Here is a 25,072-nt window from a genome sequence, read left to right as displayed (position 1 = left end):
GGGATTGGTGAGCGGTCCTAACAGCAGCCAAAGGGCAATGTTCCAGCAGGTTGCACAGCCCTTGTCCGAGCTGCGTGAGCTCCCGCGGCGGGAACTTTGTTGATGCAGGGAACAAACCTTTTAGCGCGCAGTTCGGGGCGCCGAAGCAAAATCCGCAAGGGAGTCATCGTGAAACGAGTATTGGTTACGGGAGGTTGCGGCTTCATCGGCCGCCACGTCGCCCAGGAGCTCGCCGACCATGGCTATCGCGTGCGCCTGCTCGATGCGCTTGTCGACCAGGTGCACGGCGCCGAAGCCATCAACCTTCCCACCGGAGCCGAGCTGATCAAAGGCGACGTGCGCGATCGCGATGCGGTCGCCGAGGCGGTTGCTGATGTCGACGCGGTCATCCACCTGGCGGCCGAGGTCGGCGTCGGCCAGTCGATGTACGAGATCGCCCGCTATGTCGGCACCAACGATCTCGGCACGGCGGTGCTGCTCGAGGCACTGATCAAGAAGCCGGTCGAACGGATCGTCGTGGCATCCTCCATGAGCATCTATGGCGAAGGCCTTTACCGAACTGCGGACGGCGAGCGGATCGACAATGCGCGCCGCAAGCCCGCTGACATCAAGGACGGCCTGTGGGATCTCAGATCGGCATCGGGCGAAGCCCTGTCGCCGATTCCCACCGACGAGGAGAAACGGCCCGATCTCGCCTCGATCTACGCACTGACCAAATACGCGCAAGAGCGCGCGGTGCTGATCTTCGGCCAGGCCTATGGCATCGACACCGTGGCGTTGCGCCTCTTCAACGTCTTCGGCGCCGGACAGGCGCTCTCCAATCCCTATACCGGCGTTCTCGCCAACTTCGCCTCGCGTCTCGCCAACGGCAAGCGGCCGACGATCTTCGAGGACGGCGAGCAGAAGCGCGACTTCGTGCATGTGCGCGACGTCGCCACCGCGTTCCGGCTGGCGTTGGAACAGCGCCAGGCTGCCGGCCATGCCATCAACATCGGCAGTGGCCACGCCTATTCGATTAGCGACGTGGCCCGCCTGCTTGCCAAGGCGATGGGCATTCCCAAGCGCCCGCCCGAAATCCTCGGCAAGGCGCGCTCCGGCGATATCCGCAATTGCTTCGCCGACATTGCCAAAGCGCGCGAGCTGCTCGGCTTCGAGCCCAAGCATCGTCTGGAAAATTCGCTCGGCGAATTCGCCGCCTGGGTTCGCAACAGCGTCGTCATCGACCGGGGCGCCGACATGCGGCGCGAACTGGAAGAGCGAGGATTGGTCTCATGACCCAGACGCACCGCCACGCCCGACAGGCGCCCGTGGCCGTTATCGGCGGCAGCGGCTTCATCGGCTCCAATCTCGCCGACAGCCTGCTGTCCGACGGGGAAACAGTGCTGGTCGTCGACAATCTCAGCCGTCCAGGCGTCGAGCAGAATCTCGATTGGCTGGCGCAAAAGCATGGCGAGCGGCTGATCGCCGAAATCGTCGACATTCGCGATCTGAGCGCGTTGGCCACCGCACTGGCGCCGGCCAAAGCGATTTTCCATCTGGCCGCTCAAACAGCCGTGACGACCAGCCTGAGCGATCCTGCTGAAGACTTCGACATCAACCTTAAGGGGACGTTCAACGTGCTGGAAGTGGCCCGCGGCACCGGAGCTCCCGTGGTCTTCGCCAGTACCAACAAGGTCTATGGCAGCCTGCCCCAGATCGCGGTGCGGCAAGCCGACGATCACTATGAACCGTTCGACGAGGAGGTGCGTACGAGCGGCGTCGCTGAGAAGGTCGGCCTTGATTTCTGCACGCCCTATGGCTGCTCGAAGGGCGCGGCTGACCAGTATGTGCTCGACTATTCCAAGTCCTACGGCTTGCCGACGGCGGTGCTGCGTATGAGCTGCATCTACGGGCCGCGCCAGTTCGGCACCGAGGACCAGGGCTGGGTCGCGCATTTTCTTCTCAGCGCGCTGTCCGCCCGGCCGATCACCATTTACGGCGACGGCCGGCAGGTGCGCGACATCCTGCATGTGTCAGATGCGGTTGCCGCCTATCGCGGCCTGTTGGCCAGGATCGAGGAGCTCAAGGGCCAGGCGTTCAATCTGGGCGGCGGCCCGCGCAATGCGGTCAGCCTGCGCGTGCTGCTGGCGGAAATCGCCGACATGACCGGCAGCGACATCACGATCCGCCACGACCACGAGCGAACCGGCGATCAACCCTACTTCGTCGCCGACACGCGCAAGCTGCAGGCCGCGATCGGCTGGCAGGCGCATGTCCCATGGCGCGAAGGCGTCTGCGATCTCGCCAGCTGGCTGCTGCGGCATCGGCTCCAATCGCACCCCGAAGCCACGAGGTACGTCGCATGAAAGTCGCCCTGGTCAATCCGTTCTGGACGTATGAACACAGCATCTATTTCGGCTGCCGCCAGCCGCATCTGCCGCTGGAGCTCGGCTATTCGAAGGCAATGCTGGAAGCCGATGGCCACGATGTGCTGATGCTGGACGGCTTGCTGCAGGGGCTCGACAACGCAGCCCTTGCCGAGCGCGTGGCGGCATTCGCGCCAGACATGACCGTCGTGACCACCGCGCCGACCTATCTGTTCTGGCGCTGCGCGCCGCCGGAACTGCGTGTTCCCGGAGAATTCCTCAACCATCTCGCCGGGCGCGGCGGCCGAACGGTGGCGGTCGGACCGCATGGCTCGGCGACGCCGGCGCCGACCTTGCGCAAGCTCGGCGTCGATGTGGTCGTGCGCGGCGAATGCGAGGAGGTCGTGGCTGAGCTCGCGCGGCAAAGCGACTGGAGCAAGGTCGCGCATGCGGCCCGTCTCCAGGGCGAGCGTCTGGCCTGCAACGGCGGCGTGCATGCCAGTCCGTTCGTCGATCATCCGGCGCTCACCTGGCCATCCGACTGGATCGCGGCGCATGGCCACCACCACCATAGGTTCGATACCGTCCAGAAGGGCGCCGGCGCCGAGGTGGAGGCCTCGCGCGGCTGTCCCTACAATTGCAGCTTCTGCGCCAAGATCGATTTTCGCGATGCCTATCGACGCAGGAAGCACGATGCCATTGTCGCCGAGATCGACGAGCTGATAGCGCAAGGCGTCGGCTACATCTATTTCATCGACGAGATCTTCCTGCCGCAGAAAGCGCTGCTGGAGGCGCTGGTCGATCGCGACGTTCAATTCGGCGTCCAGACGCGCATCGACCTGTGGAAGCCGGAACTGCTCGAGCTGCTCGGCGCGGCAGGCTGCGTCTCGATCGAAGCAGGCCTTGAAAGCCTGACCGTCGAGGGCCGCGCGATGCTTGCCAAGCGATGCCGCCTCGACACTGAGGACCTCGCAGCGCTTCTTATCGACGCCCGCCGCAACGTGCCTTTCGTCCAGGCCAATCTGATCGGCGTGGTCGAGGACGACCCGGCGCTGGTGGATTATTGGCGCAAGCACCTCATCGATCATGGCGTCTGGGCGAACGAGCCCGTGCCGCTCTACCCCTATCCGAGCTCGCCCAGCTATCGCGAACTCTGGGGCGAACCCGACGACCTCGCCTGGGAGCGCGCGCATGAGCACTACCTCGCCTCCTTCCGCTCCTTCAGCGACATCCAGGACCAGCGCCCGCATGCGCTGGCTGAGTTGGAGTCCTCATGCTGCAATCACTGATCCATCGTCCGCGGCGCATCCTGATGACGACCGACGCCGTCGGCGGGGTGTGGCGCTACTCGCTCGACCTGGCTCGCGAGCTGGCGGCCGGCGGCGACAGCATCGTGCTTGCCGGGCTGGGGCCGGAGCCTTCTCCGGAGCAGGCGCGTGAGGCGCAGTCTTTCGCCACGCTGGTTTGGCTGAAAAGCCCGCCGGACTGGATGACGCGCGATGAAAAAGATCTCGACCGCTTGCCGGGCGAATTGCGAAGCCTTGCCAAGACCTACGCGATCGATCTCGTCCATCTCAATGCGCCGGCGCAAGCCGCCGGACTTGATCTGACATGTCCCATCGTCGCGGTCTCGCATTCATGCGTGGCCACCTGGCTGCACGCGGTGCGTGGGCAGGCGCCGGCGGACGCCTGGTCCTGGCAGCGAGATCGCAACAGGGCCGGATTCGATCGCGCCGACACCATTGTCGCTCCGAGCCGAAGCCATGCCGAGATGCTCCAAGCCTGCTACGGCGCGATCGCAGGGTTGGGCGTCGTCCACAATGGCGCCCTGCCCGGTCCGAGGCCGGGACGCCGCGAGCCTTTCGTCTTCGCCGCCGCGCGCTGGTGGGACGAAGGCAAGGATGCGGCATCGCTCGACGCCGCCGCCGCGCTCTGCGCCTGGCCCGTTCAGGCCGCCGGTCCGCTCGCCGGCCCCGACGGACAGCGCGCCCGTCTCGACAACTGCGTCTCGCTCGGGCCGATGGATCACGGCAAAGTCCGCCGGCTGATGAGGCGAGCCGGCATCTTCGTTTCGACCTCCATCTACGAGCCTTTCGGGCTGGCCGCGTTGGAAGCCGCGCTCTCGGCCACGCCGCTGGTGCTTGCCGATATCGCGACCTACCGCGAGATCTGGGACGGCGCGGCCATGTTCTTCAACCCGCGTGATCCACATGCGCTGGCCGGCTGCATCGAGAGCCTGTCCCGTGACGAAAGCTTGCGGCGCAAGCTCGGCAGACGCGCCGCGCGGCAGGCACGCAAATTCTCGCTGGGCAAGCAGGTGAGGATGATGCGCGACATCTACAATCGGGCGGCGCTGACCGCAGCGGGGCGTTGACCATGCGTTTTCTGTTCTACACCCATTCGGCGGTTTCCGACTGGAACCACGGCAACGCGCATTTCCAGCGCGGCATCATGCGCGAGCTTGTGGCGCGCGGCCATGAGGTGATCGCGCTGGAGCCCGCCGACGGCTGGAGCCGATCAAACCTGATCGCCGAGCAAGGCCCCTTCGCCGTCGAGCGCTTTCGCAAGGATTTTCCGGAATTGATGGCGGTGACCTACGACGCGGGTTTCCAGCATGAGTCCTGGCTCGCCGGCGCAGATATCGTCATCGTTCATGAATGGACCGACCCTGAGCTCGTCGCTCGCATCGGCCGCATCCGGGGCCGGGGTGGCGATTTCACGCTGCTGTTCCATGACACCCATCACCGCGCCGTATCGGCGACGCAGGCGATCGCTGCGCTTCAGCTCGAGCATTATGACGGGGTTCTGGTCTTCGGCGAAGTGCTGCGGGAGAGCTATCTTCGTGCCGGCTGGGGCAGACGGGTCTTCACCTGGCATGAGGCGGCGGATGACCGGCTGTTCAAGCCGCTGCCCGAGATCGACCGTGATTCCGATGTCGTGTGGATCGGCAATTGGGGCGACGACGAACGCAGCGCCGAGATCGCCGAGTTCCTGATCGAGCCTGCGCACGCCCTCGCGCTGTCGGGAACCGTGCACGGCGTGCGCTATCCGCCCGAGGCGCTGACGGCCCTCGCGGATACTGGCCTGCGCTACGAAGGCTGGATCGCCAATGCCGACGTGCCGAAGGCCTTCGCCCGGCATCGCGTCACCATGCACATCCCACGCCGGCCCTACCGGGAGAGCCTGCCGGGCATTCCCACCATTCGCATGTTCGAGGCTCTGGCCTGCGGCATTCCGCTTGTGTCTGCGCCATGGTCGGATGTCGAAGGCCTGTTCCGCTCCGGAACGGATTTCCTCTTCGCCCGAAACGGCGCCGAGATGCGGAAGCACCTGCACGACGTGCTGAACGATTGCGAGCTTGCAAAGGCGCTGGCCGCATCGGGCCTGGAGACCATCCTTGCGCGGCACACATGCCGGCATCGCGCCGACGAGCTGTTCGACATCCTCGCCGCATGCGGCAATCGCGCGGCGGCTGAAATCAAGCCTGCAAGGGAGGCGGCCGCATGAAAATTGCCTTTTACGGATCGAGCCTCCTGTCATCCTACTGGAACGGCGCCGCCACCTATTACCGCGGCCTGCTCAAGGCACTGTCGCAGCGCGGCTATGACATCGTCTTCTATGAGCCCGACGTCTACGACCGGCAGAAGCATCGCGACATCGAGGCGCCGGACTGGTGCAGCGTCGTGGTTTACGAGCCGACAGCGCACGCGCTGATGCAGGTCGCCTCGCGCGCCGCGCAGGCAGACGTCGTGGTCAAGGCAAGCGGCGTCGGCTTCGAAGACGATGCGCTGCTGCGGACAGTCCTCGACAACGCCCGCCCGGACGCGCTGACCGTGTTCTGGGATGTCGACGCGCCGGCGACCCTGAGCGAGCTGCGCAACGACGCCGACCACCCGTTGCATGAGGCACTGAAGAGGATCGGCATCGTGCTGACTTACGGCGGCGGCGACCCGGTCGTCTGGGATTATCGTGCGCTCGGCGCCGCGGAGTGCGTGCCGATCTACAATGCGCTCGACCCTGAGGCGCATCATCCCGTCGCCGCAAATCCGCGCTTTGCCTGCGACCTCGCCTTCCTCGGCAATCGGCTGCCCGACCGTGAGGCGCGCGTCGACGCCTTCTTCCTCGACCCGGCCCGCAGGCTCGGCGGCCAGCGCTTCCTGCTTGGCGGCTCCGGCTGGGACGACAAGTCCCTGCCCCCGAATGTCTCATGGCTGGGGCATGTCGGCACCAGCGATCACAACGCCTTCAACGTCACGCCGAAGGCCGTGCTCAACATCAGCCGGGACAGCATGGCGGCCAACGGGTTTTCGCCCGCGACCCGTGTCTTCGAGGCGGCGGGGGCCGGCGCGTGCCTTCTGACCGACGCCTGGCTCGGCATCGAGTTGTTCCTGACCCCCGGCGAAGAGATTCTGGTCGCCCGCGACGGCGCCGATGTCGCCGAGATCATGCGCACGCTGACGCCACAGCGGGCGAAGGCGATCGGCGCGGCAGCGCTGCGGCGCGTTCGGGCCGAGCATACCTACACGCTGAGGGCTCGGCTGGTGGACGACATCTTCAAGGCGCATTTCGAGCGCCGCGCAATGGAGGCTGCGGAATGACGAAACCGCTCGACATCGTTTTCCTTGGGCTCTCCCTGTCTTCGTCCTGGGGCAACGGCCATGCGACGACTTTCCGCGGATTGCTGCGTGCGCTCAACGATCTCGGCCATCGCGTCACCTTCCTCGAACGCGATGTCTCCTGGTACGCGCATCATCGGGACCTGCGCGATCCCGATTTCTGCGACTTGCGCTACTATGAGACAGTCTCGGAGCTGCGCCGAAACCACCGGCAGGAGTTGCAGCGCGCCGATGCAGTGGTGATAGGCTCCTTCGTGCCGGAAGGCAGGGTGATTATCGACGATCTTGCGTCGCTCTGCACGGGGCAATTCTGCTTTTACGACATCGACACACCGGTGACGCTGGCGCGGGTTGCCGATGACGATTGCGACTATCTTGCCCGCAGGCAGATTCCCTATTTCGACGTCTACTTCTCCTTCACCGGCGGACCGACGCTGGAGCGGCTGGAGTCCGAGTTCGGCGCGCGCCGGGCGGAGGCGCTCTACTGCTCCGTCGATCCAACGCGGCATCGTCGCACCAGACACGCCGTCGAATGGGACCTTGGCTATCTTGGCACTTATAGCGCCGACCGGCAGCCCTCATTGGAAGCGCTGCTTTTGGAGCCTGCGCGACGCCTGCCCGACCGCCGCTTCGTTGTCGCCGGCTCGCAATATCCCTCCGACATCACCTGGCCGGACAATGTCGAGCGGGTCGAGCACCTGCCGCCTTCTGCACATGCCGCCTTCTACAGCCGCCAGCGCTATACGCTGAACCTTACGCGGACGTCGATGATCGCGGCTGGATGGTCGCCCAGCGTGCGGCTTTTCGAGGCCGCAGCCTGCGGCACGCCCATCATAAGCGACCGCTGGCCCGGGCTCGACGATTTCTTCCCGGGACCGGCGATCGAGACGGCGGCCAATGCCGAAGATGTCGAGGAAATCCTCAGCGCCAAATCCGAGCGGGCAAGGCTCGACATGGCCAGGCTGGCGCGCGAGGCGGTGCTTTCAAGACATACCGCCATGGCAAGGGCACGTGAATTCGTCTCGGCGCTGACGCCATCTGTCGGAATGCGTCCGGCGGTCGATCTAGACGTCGAAAGTGCGGCATGAGCGACAGACAGGAGACCATCGAGATGCGGCGATCAAAAAGAGCTGAACAAAGAAGGACCGCGCTTGTTGCCGGCGGTGCAGGTTTCCTCGGTTCGCATTTATGCGAGGGGTTGCTGCATGACGGCTATCGCGTGATCTGCGTCGACAATTTCCTCACCGGCAGAATGGAGAATATCGGTTCGCTGGTTGGCCAGGCGCGCTTTCGGCTGATCGAGCAGGACGTTTGCACCCCGCTAGAACTCGGTGAACCTGTCGATCGCGTTTTCAACCTGGCCTGCGCGGCATCGCCGCCTCGCTATCAGGCCGACCCGATCCACACGACGCGGACCTGTGTGATCGGGACGCTCAACCTGTTGGAGCTCGCCGCCAGCAACGGCGCCCGCTTCCTGCAAGCATCGACCAGCGAAGTCTACGGCGATCCGGAACAGCATCCGCAGCGCGAGGACTATGTCGGTCACGTCAACTGCACCGGGCCGCGAGCCTGTTACGACGAGGGCAAGCGCGCCGCCGAAACGCTCTGCTTCGATTATCTGCGAGCCGAGATGGCGGATATTCGCGTCGCGCGCATCTTCAACACCTATGGGCCCAGGATGGACCCCGCCGACGGCCGTATCGTCTCCAACCTGGTCATGCAGGCGATCGAGAAGCGGCCGCTGACGATCTTCGGCGACGGCCGGCAGACCCGCTCCTTCTGCTATGTCACCGATATGGTCGAGGGCTTGCGCCGCCTGATGGATATCGATCCCAATCCGCGCCAGCCGGTCAATCTCGGCAATCCCGGGGAGTTCTCGATCCTCGAGCTGGCGAGACTGGTGCGCGAGCTGACCGGCACCAGATCGCCCGTGAAATTCCTGCCTCTGCCTGAAGACGATCCGCGCCGGCGGCGCCCCGACATAGGCCGCGCGAAGGCGCTTCTCGGCTGGTCGCCCGAGGTGCCTCTCAGGCAAGGCCTGCTGCAGACGATCCTCTACTTTTCGGGGATGGACGATCTGGCGATCGCGCCCACCGCTGCAATCGACAGGGCGGGTGGGGGAAAGCTACAGAACTTGCAGCTTTGAAGCAGCGGCATCTTTTCACCAGTGCGGAACAACCGCCCGACATTGCGGTTGGGCATGACTACGCGACGGAGGAAGAGCTGTGCAGCCGAAGCGATCAGTCAACGACATCGAGCAGATGGCAGCGGCGGAAACCGCCGCATTCCTGCGAAGAGCTTCCATCACCTATCTCGAGTGTTGCGTCAGCCTGATGATGACGCATCTGCGACGGGAGGAAGTGGCAAGCATCCTGGAACAGGAAGCCGACATGCTGCGCAGGCTGGACTGACCCTGCGGGCTGGGCCTTCAATAGCCCAGAAGCCGGACAAGTCCGGCTTTGTAACGTTCGACTGCGCGCGTCGACCGCATCCGGTCTTCCTCGTCAGTCGAACGCCCTGCAATCGTCCAGAGGCCAAGCTGAAACGCAAGATAGCAAGGCTCGAAATAGTCGACCAAAGCTCTGTCGATCGATGTCGCCTGCTCGATGCAGTCGACCAGCGCGGAAAGCTCGGCGGCCGACAGGTCGTGTTCGACCCGTGCCCCGGCGATGTCCCATTCTATGCCCTGGCAGCCGATGAGATCGTGCGATCGGCAATGATCGAACGCGTCCGTCTTGAGCAGGCCGTGCGGGCGGACCAGAAATTCCCAGGCATGCAGCCGTCCGTCGATCTCGACCCGGCGCGTTGGACCCGGTGACGGCTGGCCGGCAAACCAGCACTGCAAGGCGTGCGCGAACCTCTCCCCCAGCGTTTCCTTGCAGTTTTGCACAGCCATGCGCGCCAGTTGGTCCAGCGACGCGCCTGTCTCGTCGGCCTGCAGCCTGGCGGCGCGCCAGCCGAGGTAGCGCCCAAGCCATTCGATCAGCAGATCCCTTGCCGGCGCTGCCCGGTCCAGCCTGCCGGCATCGATCCAGCGCTCCACCAGAAAGCCGTGGCAGAGTCCGGCAGGCAGAGCGCCAAAGCCGGCTTCGTGGAGTGCCTTGGCCGTACTAAGCTTGCGCTGTCCTGTCTCGCCAAGGCCCGCGAACTTGACCAGCCAGCGATCGCCGCCAGCCGAAGCCATGAATTTGCGCCGCTCGAATGCCGGGAATGCAGGCGGCCAGGCGCCAGTCGGCACAGAAAGATAGTCGCGCCATGCACCCCCGGAGATTTCCTGAAGCTCAACATCGGCCTTGCCAAGCAGATGTTCTATCCAGTCCTGCAGCCCGGGAGCAACCGCGCCGTCAAAGACATCTTCGAAGTCCGCGACATGGCTTTGGCACTGCGACAAGGCAGCGACGGTCTGGGCATCAGCCTGCGCGCCCGGCCCGCCATGGTGGCTCGGGAAGAGATGAATACGCTCCTGATCGATGTCCTGCCGGAGCAGCCATGCAATGACAGCGTGAAAGGAGCTGCCGGAGAGACCCGGACCTTCATCGACGATGGCGAATTTGGCTCGCGGTCTGTCGCGCCAAGAGCCCAGGAGTTCTGGCGCGGCGCTTATGTGCCGGGAAAAAGGATGGCCGATCGGCCGCACGCTGACTGGCGGCGGCGCATCCAGGGCGGCGGCGACCATCGCCGCCAGGCCGAGACCGATGCTGCGGATGCCGATGACGCAGGTGTTTGCGTCGAGGCCGGACTGCAGCGCCGCAAGCAGATAAGTTTCCGGGTAGAGGGCGTACAGCGCATAACCTTCGACCGGACCGGTGGTTATTGCGCTGCCGCAGTCGATGGCGACAAGCTTTGCAAGCAGCGATCCATCGAGCGATCCTTTTCGGGCAAATCCCTGCTGCCAGGACCGCAGCACTTCCCGCGACAGCTCGACGAGGATTTCCGACCCCAGCTTCTGCCTCGACGAACTGCCGTCGGCGCCTCTGGTGTCGAATTCCGCATCGGCAAGGCCCTGGAAGAGTTCAGAGGCACTGACGAAAAGATCGACCAGAGCGGCATGACGTTCGATGCCGGCAGGCAGAACGCCAATCGCTTCAGCCTCGGCCAGGACAGCTTCCCTGAGCTGTTCTGCGCTATGCGTTCGCTTGTGGTCGCCGAAGACGATCATACGGCTCCTGCCTGCTGTCTGGTCGCCAACGCGAAGCGGCGCCTGTTTGATCCGCAATCGGGCTCGGCAATTTTTCGCGGCGCGAAGGAACATTCGAGGCCGATCCCGGTTCGGCGGCGAGGAACTTACCTCCAACCAAAGAGGCCGTGGTTCGTGACATCGAAGAAAGTTCGTATCGGCATCGTCGGCGTAGGCAATTGCGCATCATCGCTTGTGCAAGGTCTCTCCTACTATCGTCACGCCAACGGCAATGAGCCGATCCCCGGACTGATGCATGCCATTCTCGGCGGCTACCATGTCGACGATATCGAGGTGGTCTGCGCCTTCGATGTTGCGGAAAACAAGGTTGGGCGCGATGTGGCGGAAGCGATCTACACCGCGCCCAACAACACCTTCCGTTTCGCCGATGTTGCTCCGACCGGGGTTCGTGTCGAGCGCGGCCCGACGCTCGACGGTATCGGCAAGTATCTCCGGGACGAGATCCCGGAGTCTGGCGAGCCGGTTGCCGACGTGATCGCTCGACTCCGGGAGAGCGCGACCGAGGTGCTCATATGCTATCTTCCAGTGGGCTCCGAAGCGGCTGCACATTTCTATGCAGAATGCGCGCTCGATGCTGGCTGCGCCTTCGTCAATTGCATCCCTGTCTTCATCGCTTCGCGGCCGGAATGGCGCCAACGCTTCGAGGAGCGCGGCCTTCCCCTGGTCGGCGACGACATCAAGAGCCAGGTCGGCGCAACCATCGTGCACCGGCTTCTCGCCAATCTGTTCCGCGAGCGCGGCGTGCGCATCGATCGCACCTACCAGCTCAACTTCGGCGGCAACACCGACTTCCTCAACATGCTCGAGCGCGAGCGGCTGGAATCGAAGAAGATTTCGAAGACGCAGTCCGTCACCAGCCAGATCGACGTCCCGCTCGAAGCCGGGAACATCCATGTCGGACCCAGCGACCATGTCCCGTGGCTGACCGACCGAAAATGGGCCTATATCCGGGTCGAGGGCACCACCTTCGGCGGCGTGCCGCTCAATGCCGAGCTCAAGCTGGAGGTTTGGGATTCGCCCAATTCGGCAGGCGTCGTCATCGACGCCGTCCGCTGCGCGAAGCTTGCGCTTGACCGCGGTATTGCCGGCGCACTCACCGGCCCGAGCAGCTACTTCATGAAGTCGCCCCCAGAGCAGTTCACCGACGCAGAGGCGCGCCTGCGCACGCTCGCCTTCATCGCCGGCAATGACGAGCCGATGCTGGACGCCGCCGAATGACCACCACCTTCTTTCTCATCCGCCACGCGGCGCATGATCATGTCGGCTCGTACCTGGCCGGGCGGCTCGAGGGCGTTCGCCTGGGCGAAGCCGGCCAGGCGCAAGCGCTGCATCTCGCACGGCGGATGGCGCGGGAGCCGCTCGCCGCGATCTTGAGCAGTCCGCGCGAACGCACGCTGGAAACAGCGAAGCCGATCGCCATCGCTTGCGAGATTGAGAAGATCGCGATCTGCAAGGAACTCGACGAGATCGACTTCGGCGAATGGACCGGCAAGACCTTCGAAGAACTGAACGGCGACGCAAGCTGGCGGTTCTGGAACGACCAGCGCCAGAGCGCCTGCACGCCGAGCGGCGAGACCATGCTCGACGTGCAGCACAGGATGATCGGCCTGATGGACGCGCTGCGCGAGAATGGACAAGGCCAGTGTATCGCGCTTGTCAGCCATGCCGATGTCATCAAGGCGGCCGTCTGCGCGATCCTCGGCCTGCCGCTCGGCGATTGCTTCCGCTTCGACATCGCGCCGGCCTCCATCACAACGGTCGTCCACGGCGACTGGGGGTCCAAGCTGGTCCGTTTGAATGAAATCGCCTGACGGGAGCGGCAACCGATGCGCATGGTTATTTTCGGCCTCACCGTCACGTCGTCATGGGGCAACGGACACGCCACGCTCTGGCGCGGGCTGATCGGCGCTCTGGCGCCGCTTGGCTGGTCGATCAGCTTCTTCGAGCGCGATACGCCCTACTATGCGGGCGCCAGGGATATCGATCGGCTCAATGGCGGGAATATCGTTCTCTACGCAGACTGGGAGAACATTCGCCAAGACGCCGAGGCTGCGATACGGGAAGCCGACGTCGTCATCGTCACCTCCTATTGTCCCGATGCCGTCGAGGCCTCGCGGATCGCGAATGACAGCTGCCGCGGCCTGAAGGTGTTTTACGATCTCGACACGCCGGTGACGCTGTCGGGCATCGAGCGAGGTGATTACCCGGCCTATTTCGAGCCGAAGGGATTGCGCGATTTCGATCTGGTCCTGAGCTATACCGGAGGGCCGGCGATCGACACACTGAAGAGCCTTCTTGGCGCACGTCATGTCCTGCCGCTTTACGGCCATGTCGACCCCAACCGGCACCGGCCGGCGCAGCCAAGGTCGGAGTTCGCCGGCGACCTGTCCTATCTCGGCACCTATGCCGAGGACCGGCAGGCGGCCGTGGAAAGGCTGCTCGTCGCTCCAGCGGCCCGACTGCCGAACCGCCGTTTCGTCATCGGCGGGGCGCAGTACCCGCAGGACTTCCCCTGGAGCAGCAACATCTATTTCGTCAGGCACCTGCCGCCCGCCGACCACCCGGCCTTCTTTTCCTCCTCGCGCCTGACGCTGAATGTCACCCGCGAGGCAATGGCGCGACAGGGCTGGTGCCCGTCAGGCCGTCTGTTCGAGGCGGCGGCGTGCGGCGCCGCGATCATCTCCGACGACTGGGCCGGCCTCGACAGCTTCTTCACGCCCGCCAGCGAGATTCTGTTGGCGCACAGCACCGGCGACGTCGTTGCCGCGCTTGACCTGTCGGAGAACGAGATCGCGACTCTCGGCCGCCGCGCCCGGGAGCGCGTTCTCGACGAGCATACGTCCGCGCATCGCGCCGCCGAACTCGACCGCATCCTGAACGACGCTTTTTCGTCCATGTCGAAGGGCACAATGGAGGAAGCTGTCTGATGTTTGGCATCGTGCCTGCCGCCGGCCGCGGCAGCCGCATTCAGCCGCTGGGTTTTTCCAAGGAGTTGCTGCCGGTCGGCAGCCGCCTGGACGGCCAGACCGAACGCCCTTGCGCGGTGAGCGAGTATCTGGTGCGGCGCATGGTGCGCAACGGCGTCGATCGCATCTGCTTCATCATCGGTTCCGGCAAGTCGGACATCCTCGAATATTACGCCGCCGGCTATGGGGACGCCGCGGCGATCTTCGTGGCGCAGCCGTCTCCGGTTGGCCTTTGCGACGCGATCTTCCGCGCCGCGCCGCTCGTGACGCCGGACGAAACGGTCCTGATCGGCCTGCCGGACACGATCTGGTTCCCTGAAGACGGCTTCTGCCGTCTGGCGGACGACCGGCTGTCCTTCCTGATGTTCCCGGTCGATCGTCCGGAACTGTTCGACGCCGTCGTCCTCGATGGCAACGGGCGGGTCGAGCAGATCCAGGTCAAGCAAGCTGACGCCGCGACAAACTGGGTCTGGGGCGCCTTCAAGATGCCGGGCCGTGTCTTCCATCAACTGGCCTCCCTGTGGCGACAGCGCGACGGCGTCGACGAGTATTTCGGCACGCTGGTCAACGCTTATCTCGCCGACGGAGGCGAAGCTTACGGCGTCAAGGCGGGGACGGCCTATGTCGATGTCGGTACCTTCAACGGCTATCGCACGGCGCTCAGGCTGCTCGAAAGCAACGATACCGTCGACGATGGGACCCTGCCGACATTCGCATCACAGGACCGTCCGGCAGTGCCAACCGTTCCAGGCGAAGGAGCTTAGCCATGCTGCATTCCAGCACGGAAATACGCCGCCGCATCGACGCACTGGGGCCGTGGTTCCACAATATGGAGCTCGCGGGCGTGGAGACTGCTCCCGATCATTTCCTCGGCAACTACCCGCTGATCAAATGGCGCAAATTCGCGGATGCCATTCCGACTGACCTCTCGGGCAAGTCGGTGCTCGATATCGGCTGCAACGCCGGCTTCTATTCGATCGAAATGAAGAAACGCGGCGCCGATCGCGTGCTTGGGATAGACTTCGACCAAGCCTATCTCGCCCAGGCGCGTTTTGCCGCCGAGATCGCCGACTGCGAGATCGAGTTCAGGGAATTGTCGGTCTACGACGTCGCCTCGCTCGGCGAGCAGTTTGACATCGTGCTGTTCATGGGCGTGCTTTACCACCTGCGCCATCCGTTGCTGGCGCTCGACCTGATCCGCGCGCATGTCGCGAGCGACCTGATGATCTTCCAGTCGATGCAGCGGGGCAGCAACGAAGTCCTGCCGCTCGAACAGAACTACCATTTCTGGACACGCGACCTCTTCGATCAGCCGGAGTTTCCGAAGCTGCACTTCATCGAGCATCGCTATGCCGACGACCCGACCAACTGGTGGATTCCGAACCGCGCCTGCACCGAAGCGATGCTGCGCAGCGCCGGTTTCGAGATCCTGCTCCACCCGGAAGACGAGGTCTATTTCTGCCGCGCGTCCGGCGAACCGGCCGGCAGCGCCGCCGTCTATCCTTCGAAAGGAGAGACCCATGATTGAAGCCGCCATGATCTGGAACGAGCCCAACAACAAATCGCACTGGGATCCGGAGCTCGACCCCGACTGGAGCCGTTTTGCCGCAATGGCGACCCTGGCGGCTGACGCGATCGGCCGGGAAAATCCTGCCATCACAAAGGTGCTGGGCGGCATTTCGCCGATCGATGCCGGGTTCATGACGCGCATGAAGGAGTTCGGCGTGCTCGACCATGTCGACGCGGTCGCCGTGCATGGCTTCCCGCTCGACTGGAACCTCTGGCAAATCCACGAGTGGCCCCACAAGCTCGGAGAGATCGCGACGGTCGCCGACATTCCAGTTTGGGTCAGCGAGGTCGGTGTGTCGACCTTCGGCGCCGAGGAGGTGCAAGTCTGGGGCTTGCGCCGGACGGCGGAGCTTTTGCTCGGACTTGCGCCGCGCGTTCAGTGGTACAGCCTCTATGATCTGCCGCGCTCCTGGGAAGCGACGACGCGCCATCGGGAGGCGGAGGGCTCGTCCTATTACAGGCACTTCTACATGGGCCTGCTTCGCGAGGACGGCACGCCCAAGCCGGCGCTCGAGGAATTCGTGCGCCACACCCCGCAAATGGGCCTGGTGCAGTGGTTCCATTACGAGGACCCTCGGCTGGACGACGCTGTTGCCTGGATGGAACGTCTGGGTGTCACCCACCTGCGCACCGGCCTGTCCTGGGCCGACAGTTTTCGGCCGAATGCGCTGGACTGGTTCGACCGCCAGATGGAAGCGCTGGCCGACTTCAACGTCACCGTCACCTTCTGCTTCACGCCGGAGCATCGCGGTCTTCAACCTCATCACACAAGCCCACCCCAGATACCCGAGGAATTCGCCGAGTTCTGCGCGGCGATGATCCGACGCTACGCTCCGGCGATCGGCGACAACATGGCGACGACGCAGCGCGTGTCGGCGGCATGGTGAAGCCCCAGATCAACGATGACACTGACTGTCCTCAACGTCGCCTACCCTCTCGCGCCCGTCGGGCCGGATGCGGTCGGCGGGGCCGAGCAGGTGCTGTCGGCGCTGGATCGTGCGCTGGTCGAGAAAGGCCACCGTTCGGTTGTCGTCGCCTGCCGCGGCTCAAGCACGGCCGGCGTCCTGGTGGAAACACCAGCCGAGGCGGGTGTGCTCGATGAGGCGGCGAAGGATCGTGCTCATCAAGCGCAGCGCGACGCGATAGCAGCCGCCCGCGCGCGCTGGCCGATCGACGTCGTTCACCTCCACGGGATTGACTTCGATGCCTATCTGCCTGACGACGGTCCCACCCTGGTGACATTGCACCTGCCGCTCGGCTGGTACCCGCCCGAGGTGCTGGCGCCGTCACGCGAGGACTTGTGGCTGCATGCGGTCTCGCAGGCGCAGCACAGGACGGCGTCGGCGGGATCGAGACTTGCAGGACCTATCCCGAACGGCGTCGATGTCGATGCGCTGAACGAACTTCGGTCGCGGCGCAATTTCGCGCTGGTGCTCAGCCGCATCTGTCCCGAAAAGGGCATCCATCTCGCGCTGGAGGCAGCCAAGCGCGCCGGCGTGTCCTTAGCGATCGCCGGCCAGGTCTATCCCTATGAGACCCATCTGCGCTATTTCGCCGACGAGGTTCGCCCCCGGCTCGACCGCCAGCGGCGCTTCCTCGGGCCACTCGGCTTCTGTGCCAAGCGGCGGCTGCTCAACACCGCACGCTGCCTGGTCATTCCCAGCCTTGCCCCCGAAACAAGCTCACTTGTCGCGATGGAGGCGCTGGCCTGCGGCACGCCTGTCGTCGCGTTCCCGAACGGCGCCCTTCCCGATGTCGTCCAGAACGGCAGGACCGGTTTCCTGGTCAATGACGTCGAGGAGATGGCGAAGGCCATTATCGCTTCCGGAGCCCTGGACCACGAGGCATGCCAGGCCGAGGCGCGCCGCCGCTTCTCGCTCGAACGTATGGTCACATCCTACATGGATGCTTACGAAGCGCTGGCGAAGCTTGGCACCCGTCGCGCCTTGCTGGGAACCGGCTGATGGGCGGTCTGTGCACCGAGATCATTCGTGACGCGAGGGCATTCGAGGACCTGGAGCCGCATTGGTGGCGGCTCTGGCGGCGGAGCATCTCGGCCACGCCGTTCCAGTCTCCTGCCTGGCTCATTCCGTGGTGGCGGACATTCGCGCCCGGCGACCTTGCGGCCATTGCAGTGTGGAGTGGAGACGCCCTCACTGGCCTGGCACCGCTCTATGTCGAAAGGCATGATCGCGGTCAGCGCCTGCTGCCCATCGGCATTTCTCTAAGCGACTACCTCGACATCTTGTGCGTGCCGGAACTGGCGGCGAAGGCTGGCGCTGCCATTGCCGGCGCGGTGCTCTCGCTCGAATGGTCGCAATGGATCCTGCCCGACCTCCCGGCTGATGCCGTGTCGCTGGGCCTTGAGCTGCCGAATGCGCAAGAGTGCCGTTCGATGGCGCACGCCGCCTGTCCCGTGCTGCCGCTCGATGGCGATCGAACCCTGGCCTACTCGGTTCCGGCGAGACGAAGGCGTCAGTTGCGCCGCGCCGAGCGAGCTGCCCGGCGAAGGGGGGCCGTTGTCGTCAGCCGCGGCGAGTCCGATCCGCAGATATTTCTCGACAGGCTGACCCGGCTGCATGGCGCGCGCTGGGCGGGTCATGGCGGGGGCGTGCTGTCCGCCGCGGCTGTGGAATTCCACCGCAGGGCCCTGCCGCGGCTTGCCGATAACGGCCTGGCGCGATGCCTGACGATCGAGATCGGCGATGCCGTCGTCGGCGCCTATTACGGATTTCATCACCGCGACCGGGCCTATGCCTATCTCGGCGGTTTCGATCCAGCCTATGCCGAGGAAAGCCCCGGCGCGATCCTGATCGGCCATGCCATCGCGGAAGCCGCCAATGAAGGCGCGCGCGAGTTCGATTTCCTGCGCGGCCGTGAAGGCTACAAATATGGCTGGGGCGCGAACGACCGCTGGACATCGCAAAAGGTGTGGACGCGGGGCGCGCCGCCGTGACCCCCGCGAGGCAAACCGGCGCGATCGCCAGGCGCCTGCTGGAGGACTACATGGCGGACGGCCTTTCGGTCGACAACGCACTGGCCAGACTGGCCGTCTCTGTCGACAAGACGACCAGCGCGGCGCAACTGGCAGATGTCGCCCTGGACATGCGCCCGAGCCATGTCCCCCGGCGATGCTGGCTGGAAGGCATCGCCACGATGCTGCGTGACAAGGCCGACGCCTTCGACGCCGTCCGCAGGGTCGCCGCCTGCGTGTCGCATGACCCTGCCAACGGCGAAACGGCCGCCATGACCGTCGAGCGGCTGGCCGGCGGATTTGATCGGGCCGCCGCCATATCTCCGGCCGCCAGCGTGCAGCTGTCGTCGCTGGGCGATGAGGACAGGCTCTCGGCCACAACCGGCGAGATTGCCCTGTGGCTGGAACGGCAAGGCATGCTCGCCACCCGCAACCGCATATTGGACATCGGCTGCGGCATCGGCCGCCTCGAACATGCGCTTGGCGCCATGGCGGGACGTATCGTCGGCATCGATATCTCGCCCCGGATGATCGCCATCGCGCGCCGGCGATGCGCCGGTGTCGCCAATGTGGAATTCCGCCTGACCTCGGGCCTCGATCTCGGTGACTTTGCCGATCAAAGCTTCGACGGCGTGCTGGCTCTCGACAGTTTTCCGTACCTGGTGCTTGCCGGTGTTGCCGAGCGGCATTTCGGCGAGATCGCACGCGTGCTGCGGCCAGGAGGAATGGCGGCAATCCTCAACTATTCCTATCGGGCGTCGCCGGACATCGATTCCCGCGATATCAACCGTCTTGCCCATTCATTTTGCATGGACGTCTTGGTCGATGGCGAAATGCCTTTCGGCATTTGGGACGGCACGGTCTTCCTTATCCGCTGTGGCGGCGGAACATAACGCGCGGGCGGCAGTTCGGTCGCCGAACAGTTTTCACGCAGGCAGACCAGGGAGACGAACATGGCGACCGGCGGTAAGAAGCATATGGGCCGCGGCAGCCAGGGCAAGGGCTCCGGAACCGGAGCGAAGACGACGCTCGCAAAGGACATGGTCGGCGAGAACGAGGTTCTGTCCAACCGGGACAAGAAGCAGCATACGGAGCAACGCGGCCTCGACGGCAACCGGATCAAATCCGATCAGTACCAGGACCACGCGGCGAACCGTCTGCCTAAGGAATGAGTGCATGCTCGCGGATCGCGTTTGCCCCGAAATCCGAAGACTGCGATCTCGAAATCCCAGAGCTTGCGTCGAGCGCCTTGCAAAGGCCGGTCGGGTATGCCTCAGTGAGATCTGAAGGGGCCTCTATTGTTAAGAGAATGCGATGTCTCGCCGGAGCCAGCGCGATCTATGCGCCCAGGCAATCCAAAGCTTGGACCAGGAGATCGCGTCCCTGTTGACCGCCATCGAGCGGGAGAAGGTCCCTGACCGGCTGACCAGGCTTGCACTCGAATTGCAGAACGCGCTGATCGAAAAGCGCAAAGGCGAAATGACGGCTGAGCGCGGTTGAAGACGTCGCAGCAAGGATGCGGCATTCCTTCGAGACCGGGCCGAAGGACATTGGCTGTGCCTGCTGTCGCCGTGCCAGGATGATCGGTGGAACATTAACATAAGTGAATCGTTATAGCCGGTTAGGAGTCATCCCGATGGCGCAGGATGGCAGAACTCCGGAAGTGGACGAACTCGTTCGGCGGCTGGTCGCAACGACTGGCATCACCGAAATGCAGGCGCTTGAACTTGTTTCCCTGCTCGGTCTGAATTGGGCCTCGCTGATGAGAGAGGCGAAAGTCCTGAAAGCAACTCAGCGCCGGTAGGCTGCTTTAGCGTCTTGCGCCTTCAGTATCCCAATGGTCGTCCGAAAATTGACGTCGTCGCTCGATCAGCGCCTGCGGCGAGCTTTCCCCGAGGAACTCCAGAACACCGGCACGGGCACGATTGAGACGGCTTTTGACGGTGCCGACAGCGCAACCGCATATCTCAGCGGTTTCTTCGTAACTTACGCCCAGCACGCCGATCAGCACCAGAACCTCACGCTGATGCGACGGCAGTTTCTGGATGGCTCGATGCACTTCCTTGCTTTGAACGGACCAATCCTGCGACGGCTCTGAGATCGGCCGGCTGGAGGCGCAGTCAAGCAGCCCGGGCGCCTCCCTGGCCGCTGCCTTGACACGCGTGTAATGCGTGTTGCGCATGATCGTGAAGAGCCAGGACTTCAGCCGCGTGCCCGGCTCGAACTTGTCCAGGTTGGCAAGCCCCTTGGTCAGCGTCTCCTGCACGAGATCGTCGGCGTCGTCGGGTACCCGACAGAACGTTCGCGCAAAAGCACGCAAGGCAGGAATAAGATCGACGACGGAGACCTCACCGGCGTCAGGGTTCGACAAATGATGCTCTCTGGGTGACAATTTTCCGGGCCCAGCAACAGGAGTGGATGAGATGCAGACTAGGGAAAATGCCTGAGGAAAAGGAACGTTCCTGTTTTCCGTCGCTCGGCCGAAACTTTTGGCCAAGGGCCCCACCCGCTCGCCCTTCCAGACGGTAAAGCTACAGCGTGCAGGGGTGCACCAAAGCGACTGGATGCGCACAGCGGTCGTGAATCGAAGCGATCCACATATCTGATGAGCGGGATCGCTCAATCGCTTGGCCCAATCCAGAGGTCCCCCAAAATCTGGAGGATATTGGACGGATATGGATCCGATAAGCGATCCGAAGCTGTCAGCCGTCTTGAGTCAAATCGGACGGCGCCAGCGGATTCATGCGTTCGAGCGTCCGGTCCTTCAAGGCGAACTGATGCCAGATCGCGATCAGAGCATGCAGGCCCGCCAGCCATAGAATCAGCGTTCCACCGGTTTCGTGCAAATCTGCAATCTCGCCTGGCGCGCCTTGCACCGGGGCCGCCAGGCTCGGCAGGCTGATGCCAAGGAAAGAGACCGGAACGCCCAGCCTGGAGGCGGCATACCAGCCGGTCAATGGCAGCGCGACGAGGAGAAGGTAAAGGACGGCGTGCCCTGCACGCGCCGCGAGATCGAGCCAGCGTCTTTGAGGGTCTTCGACGCGCGGCGCGGCGGCCCATCGGGCAAGCAGACGAGGAACCACCAGCAGCAGCACGGCGAGCCCCACTGTGAAATGAACGTAGGAGGGATCGGTCCGCGCGTCAGGACCGCTCACGGCCGTGAACCACGCGACGATCACGAGCACTGCCGTCAGCCAATGAATTGCGATCGTGACCTGCGAGTAACGATGCATAATGTTGCCTTCGATTTCCTTTCGCGCCCACACTCGCGCGAGCGCTTATATGTTGCCGGCACCGGTACCGCGGCGCCGCTCCAAAAGTAGCTCTGGCGGGCAAGGCTTGTGGGTTCAATCTGGCCTTTCGGTGAATGCGCCTTTCAACGCGCCATAAGAACCGTCAGCCCCGGATCCTCGATCATGGACTTGGTCACGCCGCCGAAAATCCGCTCGCGCAGCCGGGAATGGCCGTAAGCCCCCATGACCACGAGCTCGGCGCCAGTGTCGGTGGCATGCTGGCGAAGAACGTCGGCGACGGAATGGCCCGAACTCGGCAGGCGATCGACCGCGACCTTCGCGCCATGCCGGGAGAGATAGGCCGCCAGATCCGCTCCCGGCTCCGCGCCATGATGCCGTTCGTCTTCGATCGGATCGATCATGGCGATGCGGACCTCGTCGGCGGACGACAGGATATCGAGCGCCTCCCGCACGGCGCGCGAGGCTTCCAGGCTGGCGTCCCAGGCGACAAGGACGCGTTTCGGTTTCAATGTCGCGCGCGCTCCCTGCGGGACCAGCAGGATCGGCTTTCCCGACGAAAACAAGGCGCCTGCAATGACTTTGTCCTTGAGCAAACCGCTTGCGAGCATCTCCGGTCCGACGATGGTCAGATCGGCATAGCGGGCCCGCCGGCCGATGATCTCATCCGTCCAGGATTGCTCCGGGTATTCGCTGCCGAGGTCGGCCGACACGGGGCTTTCCGACAGCATCTTGGATACAACCGAGCTACGCTTCTCCAGGGTTTCCATTTCGGCTTCGCGCTCCGCGAGCCAGGCCGGCGAGACAACCGCTGCGTATTCTCCGCCAGACGGAGGCGCCGCAATGACCATGACGAGCACGGAAAGATGCGCGTCGATTTCCTCGCACAGACCGGCGGCGAGCCTCAGATCACCGTCTCCATGATCAGGCCCTGTAACCGTGAGCAATGTCTTGAATGGCATGGGGGCCGCTCCTTGTTCGAGAACACGGAATGCAGCCTTAGCGAGCCGGTTGGGATCCTTCCTTGCGCTGAATCAAATCGTCCCTCGCAAGATTGATCCCGGTCAACGTGCGTGCGCGTCGCATGGCTTAGCCTGACACCGATGGCTGGAGGCAGATCAATGAGATTACGGACGACGATTGGTCTTTTCGCGCTGACGCTGAGCGCCGCGGCGGCGCAGCAGATGAGCAACGGACAGCAGGAATATCTGAATTCCTGCGCGGTCTGCCACGGCGTGGAAGGCAAGGGCGACGGGCCGATGGCCGATGAACTGCGCAAGCGCCCCGCCGATCTGACGACGCTGACGAAGCGCAACGGCGGGGAATTTCCCTACTGGCGGGTCTACGCGACGATCGACGGTCGCGGTCTCGTCCCGGCGCATGGTGAGCGCGACATGCCGGTGTGGGGCAACCAGTTCCTGCCTGACGACGTGAAGAAGTACGGTCCCTATGGTGGAGAGGCCGTGACCACGGAACGCATCCATAACCTCGCCGGTTACGTCCAGACGCTTCAGCGCTAGCGAATCCCGCGAGACTTCAGTCGGCGGGCCGAATGAGGATGCAAGCAAAGGCCAAGGACACACCCCAATGATCACCGAGAACCAGGATGTCGTGGTCGAGATGCTGAAGAACCCTGCCAGCCATGGCGAGGTTAGTCCGGTCGAGACGATCGAAACACATATTTCCCGGATCTTCCTCGTCGGGCGGCGCGCGTTCAAGATGAAGCGAGCGGTCAAGCTGCCCTATGTCGACTTTTCGACGCCGGCGTTGCGGCTCGCCGCGTGCGAGAGGGAAGTGGAGCTGAACTCCACAACTGCGCCCGGCCTCTATCTCGATGTCCACCGCGTCACGCGCGCGGGCGACCGGCTTGCCCTGGACGAGCCGGGAGAACTGGTCGACGCCGTCATCGAGATGGTCCGCTTCGACCAGTCCAAGCTCCTGGATCGCATGGCCGCGGCGGGGGAGTTGACACCCGCTCTGATGACAGGCGTGGCGCGCATGATCGCGCACTATCACCGCGGCGCCGAAGTGATCCATGCCGGCAGCGGGTCGGCGAATATCGGCGGCGTCCTCGAAATCAATTCGGCCGGATTTGCGACAAGCCATGTGTTCGACCGAAAGGAGATCGAAACGCTCAACGAGGCGTTTCGCGACGTCCTTTCCCGCCACGCCGGCCTGCTCGACCGGCGCGAGGCGGCAGGTCGGGTCCGCCGCTGCCATGGCGACCTGCATCTGCGCAACATATGCGTCTTCGATGGCGAGCCTCGCCTGTTCGACTGCATCGAGTTCAATGATCAGATCGCCACCGTCGATGTCCTCTACGATCTCGCATTCCTGCTGATGGATCTGTGGCATCGCGGTTTTCCGCAATTCGCCAACCTGGTGATGAACCGCTATCTCGACGATGCCGATGACGAGGACGGATTCGTTCTCCTGCCTTTCCTCATGGCGGTGCGGGCGGCGGTGCGGGCGCACGTGACCGCGACGCAGGTCGAGGAAGCCAGCCAGGATTCGACAAAGCTGATTGCCGAAGCGCGATCCTATTTCCAACTCGCGCAAGCCCTGCTTGCCGACACGCCGCCTCGGCTCGTGGCAATCGGCGGCTTGAGCGGCTCGGGCAAGACGACGGTCGCCGAGGCGCTCGCCGCTCAGATCGGCGCGCCGCCCGGCGCCCGGATCGTCGAGAGCGACCGCATCCGCAAGGCCATGCATGGCGTGGCGGCCGAAACAAGGCTGCCGGCCAAGGCCTACCGGCCCGGCGTATCGGAACGCGTCTACCGCCAGATAGCCTGGCTGGCGGAGCTTATCCTTGCCGAAGGCGGCTGTGTCGTCGCCGACGCGGTCTTCGACAGGCCGGAGGATCGCGACAGGATCGAGCGCGCAGCGACCGGGACAAACGTCCCGTTTGCGGGATTTTGGCTGTCGGCGGATCCGTCGGTGCTTTGGCGCCGTGTCAGCGAGCGCAAGGGCAGCCCCTCCGATGCCACGATCGACATCCTTTCGCGGCAATTGCAGCGCGATGCCGGTCCGATGACCTGGCGCAAGATCGAGGCCGACCGCAAAGTGGCCGAAATCACGGCCGAGATGGTGGCCTCGGTCGAGGGCGCTGTTTCATCCGCGGCCGGCTTCAGGAAGACCGGATCATAAAGCTGA

The 25,072-nt window shown here is 64.2% G+C and carries 26 protein-coding genes; 22 read left to right on the top strand and 4 right to left on the bottom strand.

Going from position 1 to position 25,072, the window contains the following annotated elements:
* Positions 1-168 precede the first annotated feature (168 nt).
* The 9 genes from E5X34_RS02390 to E5X34_RS02350 all read left to right on the top strand — a co-directional run bounded on the left by E5X34_RS02390 (position 169) and on the right by E5X34_RS02350 (position 9,372).
* Complete coding sequence (locus tag E5X34_RS02390) at positions 169-1,275, top strand: SDR family NAD(P)-dependent oxidoreductase (protein WP_292560504.1); 1,107 nt, start codon at positions 169-171, stop codon at positions 1,273-1,275.
* Positions 1,272-2,345 carry an NAD-dependent epimerase/dehydratase family protein gene (locus tag E5X34_RS02385; RefSeq protein ID WP_292560502.1) on the top strand — a complete coding sequence of 358 codons (1,074 nt, stop codon included), beginning with the start codon at positions 1,272-1,274 and terminating at the stop codon, positions 2,343-2,345. Before E5X34_RS02390 ends, E5X34_RS02385 begins: the two co-directional genes overlap by 4 nt.
* The gene (locus tag E5X34_RS02380) at positions 2,342-3,634 is read left to right on the top strand and encodes a TIGR04295 family B12-binding domain-containing radical SAM protein (protein ID WP_292560499.1); all 1,293 of its coding nucleotides are present in this window, start codon (positions 2,342-2,344) and stop codon (positions 3,632-3,634) included. Before E5X34_RS02385 ends, E5X34_RS02380 begins: the two co-directional genes overlap by 4 nt.
* Complete coding sequence (locus E5X34_RS02375; protein WP_292560495.1) at positions 3,619-4,719, top strand: glycosyltransferase family 4 protein; 1,101 nt, start codon at positions 3,619-3,621, stop codon at positions 4,717-4,719. The genes E5X34_RS02380 and E5X34_RS02375 overlap by 16 nt, the downstream gene beginning before the upstream one ends.
* A 2-nt stretch (positions 4,720-4,721) precedes the next feature.
* Positions 4,722-5,852 (top strand): glycosyltransferase, encoded by a 1,131-nt coding sequence (locus tag E5X34_RS02370; RefSeq protein WP_292560493.1) that lies wholly within the window; start codon positions 4,722-4,724, stop codon positions 5,850-5,852.
* Positions 5,849-6,943 carry a glycosyltransferase gene (locus E5X34_RS02365; protein WP_292560491.1) on the top strand — a complete coding sequence of 365 codons (1,095 nt, stop codon included), beginning with the start codon at positions 5,849-5,851 and terminating at the stop codon, positions 6,941-6,943. Before E5X34_RS02370 ends, E5X34_RS02365 begins: the two co-directional genes overlap by 4 nt.
* Positions 6,940-8,049, top strand: coding sequence for a glycosyltransferase (locus tag E5X34_RS02360; RefSeq protein ID WP_292560487.1), 1,110 nt, complete (start codon positions 6,940-6,942; stop codon positions 8,047-8,049). The genes E5X34_RS02365 and E5X34_RS02360 overlap by 4 nt, the downstream gene beginning before the upstream one ends.
* Before the next feature lie 23 nt (positions 8,050-8,072).
* Positions 8,073-9,107 carry a UDP-glucuronic acid decarboxylase family protein gene (locus E5X34_RS02355; RefSeq protein WP_292560778.1) on the top strand — a complete coding sequence of 345 codons (1,035 nt, stop codon included), beginning with the start codon at positions 8,073-8,075 and terminating at the stop codon, positions 9,105-9,107.
* A 79-nt stretch (positions 9,108-9,186) separates the two neighbouring features.
* Positions 9,187-9,372: a hypothetical protein gene (locus E5X34_RS02350; RefSeq protein ID WP_127864093.1), complete on the top strand. Its 186-nt coding sequence runs from the start codon at positions 9,187-9,189 to the stop codon at positions 9,370-9,372.
* 17 nt (positions 9,373-9,389) lie between these two features.
* On the opposite strand, the gene E5X34_RS02345 is transcribed toward E5X34_RS02350, so the two are convergent.
* Positions 9,390-10,637: a hypothetical protein gene (locus E5X34_RS02345; RefSeq protein WP_292560484.1), complete on the bottom strand. Its 1,248-nt coding sequence runs from the start codon at positions 10,635-10,637 to the stop codon at positions 9,390-9,392.
* Positions 10,638-11,273: 636 nt separating this feature from the next.
* Here E5X34_RS02345 and E5X34_RS02340 point away from each other — a divergent pair.
* From E5X34_RS02340 to E5X34_RS02290, 11 genes are all read left to right on the top strand, one after another.
* Entirely contained in the window at positions 11,274-12,377 is a 1,104-nt protein-coding gene (locus E5X34_RS02340; protein ID WP_292560775.1) for an inositol-3-phosphate synthase, read from the top strand.
* Positions 12,374-12,970: a histidine phosphatase family protein gene (locus E5X34_RS02335; RefSeq protein ID WP_292560481.1), complete on the top strand. Its 597-nt coding sequence runs from the start codon at positions 12,374-12,376 to the stop codon at positions 12,968-12,970. Before E5X34_RS02340 ends, E5X34_RS02335 begins: the two co-directional genes overlap by 4 nt.
* Positions 12,971-12,985: 15 nt before the next feature.
* Positions 12,986-14,086: a glycosyltransferase gene (locus tag E5X34_RS02330; RefSeq protein ID WP_292560478.1), complete on the top strand. Its 1,101-nt coding sequence runs from the start codon at positions 12,986-12,988 to the stop codon at positions 14,084-14,086.
* The gene (locus E5X34_RS02325; protein WP_292560476.1) at positions 14,086-14,889 is read left to right on the top strand and encodes a sugar phosphate nucleotidyltransferase; all 804 of its coding nucleotides are present in this window, start codon (positions 14,086-14,088) and stop codon (positions 14,887-14,889) included. The genes E5X34_RS02330 and E5X34_RS02325 overlap by 1 nt, the downstream gene beginning before the upstream one ends.
* 2 nt (positions 14,890-14,891) lie before the next feature.
* Positions 14,892-15,653 (top strand): TIGR04290 family methyltransferase, encoded by a 762-nt coding sequence (locus tag E5X34_RS02320; protein WP_292560473.1) that lies wholly within the window; start codon positions 14,892-14,894, stop codon positions 15,651-15,653.
* Positions 15,646-16,581, top strand: coding sequence for a beta-xylosidase (locus E5X34_RS02315; protein ID WP_292560470.1), 936 nt, complete (start codon positions 15,646-15,648; stop codon positions 16,579-16,581). Before E5X34_RS02320 ends, E5X34_RS02315 begins: the two co-directional genes overlap by 8 nt.
* 15 nt (positions 16,582-16,596) lie before the next feature.
* Complete coding sequence (locus E5X34_RS02310; RefSeq protein WP_292560466.1) at positions 16,597-17,658, top strand: glycosyltransferase; 1,062 nt, start codon at positions 16,597-16,599, stop codon at positions 17,656-17,658.
* Positions 17,658-18,650: a GNAT family N-acetyltransferase gene (locus E5X34_RS02305; protein WP_292560463.1), complete on the top strand. Its 993-nt coding sequence runs from the start codon at positions 17,658-17,660 to the stop codon at positions 18,648-18,650. The genes E5X34_RS02310 and E5X34_RS02305 overlap by 1 nt, the downstream gene beginning before the upstream one ends.
* Positions 18,647-19,561, top strand: a complete 915-nt coding sequence (locus E5X34_RS02300; RefSeq protein WP_292560460.1) for a class I SAM-dependent methyltransferase — start codon at positions 18,647-18,649, stop codon at positions 19,559-19,561. Before E5X34_RS02305 ends, E5X34_RS02300 begins: the two co-directional genes overlap by 4 nt.
* Positions 19,562-19,621: 60 nt before the next feature.
* The gene (locus E5X34_RS02295; protein ID WP_042647226.1) at positions 19,622-19,840 is read left to right on the top strand and encodes a hypothetical protein; all 219 of its coding nucleotides are present in this window, start codon (positions 19,622-19,624) and stop codon (positions 19,838-19,840) included.
* Between the two features lie 464 nt (positions 19,841-20,304).
* Positions 20,305-20,472, top strand: coding sequence for a hypothetical protein (locus E5X34_RS02290; RefSeq protein WP_292560458.1), 168 nt, complete (start codon positions 20,305-20,307; stop codon positions 20,470-20,472).
* Positions 20,473-20,478: 6 nt separating this feature from the next.
* Here the strand turns inward: E5X34_RS02290 and E5X34_RS02285 are convergent, their stop codons facing one another.
* The 3 genes from E5X34_RS02285 to E5X34_RS02275 form a co-directional block, all read right to left on the bottom strand.
* Complete coding sequence (locus tag E5X34_RS02285) at positions 20,479-21,039, bottom strand: sigma-70 family RNA polymerase sigma factor (RefSeq protein ID WP_042647223.1); 561 nt, start codon at positions 21,037-21,039, stop codon at positions 20,479-20,481.
* A 331-nt stretch (positions 21,040-21,370) separates the two neighbouring features.
* A complete protein-coding gene (locus tag E5X34_RS02280; protein WP_292560455.1) occupies positions 21,371-21,901 on the bottom strand; it encodes a cytochrome b/b6 domain-containing protein in 531 nt (176 codons plus the stop codon).
* 143 nt (positions 21,902-22,044) lie between these two features.
* Positions 22,045-22,881, bottom strand: a complete 837-nt coding sequence (locus E5X34_RS02275) for a universal stress protein (RefSeq protein WP_292560452.1) — start codon at positions 22,879-22,881, stop codon at positions 22,045-22,047.
* Positions 22,882-23,040: 159 nt separating this feature from the next.
* Between E5X34_RS02275 and E5X34_RS02270 the strand changes: the two genes are divergently transcribed.
* Together E5X34_RS02270 and E5X34_RS02265 are read left to right on the top strand one after the other, a co-directional pair.
* Complete coding sequence (locus tag E5X34_RS02270; protein WP_292560450.1) at positions 23,041-23,439, top strand: c-type cytochrome; 399 nt, start codon at positions 23,041-23,043, stop codon at positions 23,437-23,439.
* A 67-nt stretch (positions 23,440-23,506) separates the two neighbouring features.
* Positions 23,507-25,066, top strand: coding sequence for a bifunctional aminoglycoside phosphotransferase/ATP-binding protein (locus E5X34_RS02265; RefSeq protein ID WP_292560447.1), 1,560 nt, complete (start codon positions 23,507-23,509; stop codon positions 25,064-25,066).
* The last annotated feature ends 6 nt before the right edge of the window (positions 25,067-25,072 follow it).

The organism is Mesorhizobium sp. (assembly GCF_004963255.1).
GTDB lineage: Bacteria > Pseudomonadota > Alphaproteobacteria > Rhizobiales > Rhizobiaceae > Mesorhizobium.
The sequence above is the reverse complement of the archived record's forward strand: the minus strand, read 5'-3'. Positions and strand labels throughout refer to the sequence as shown.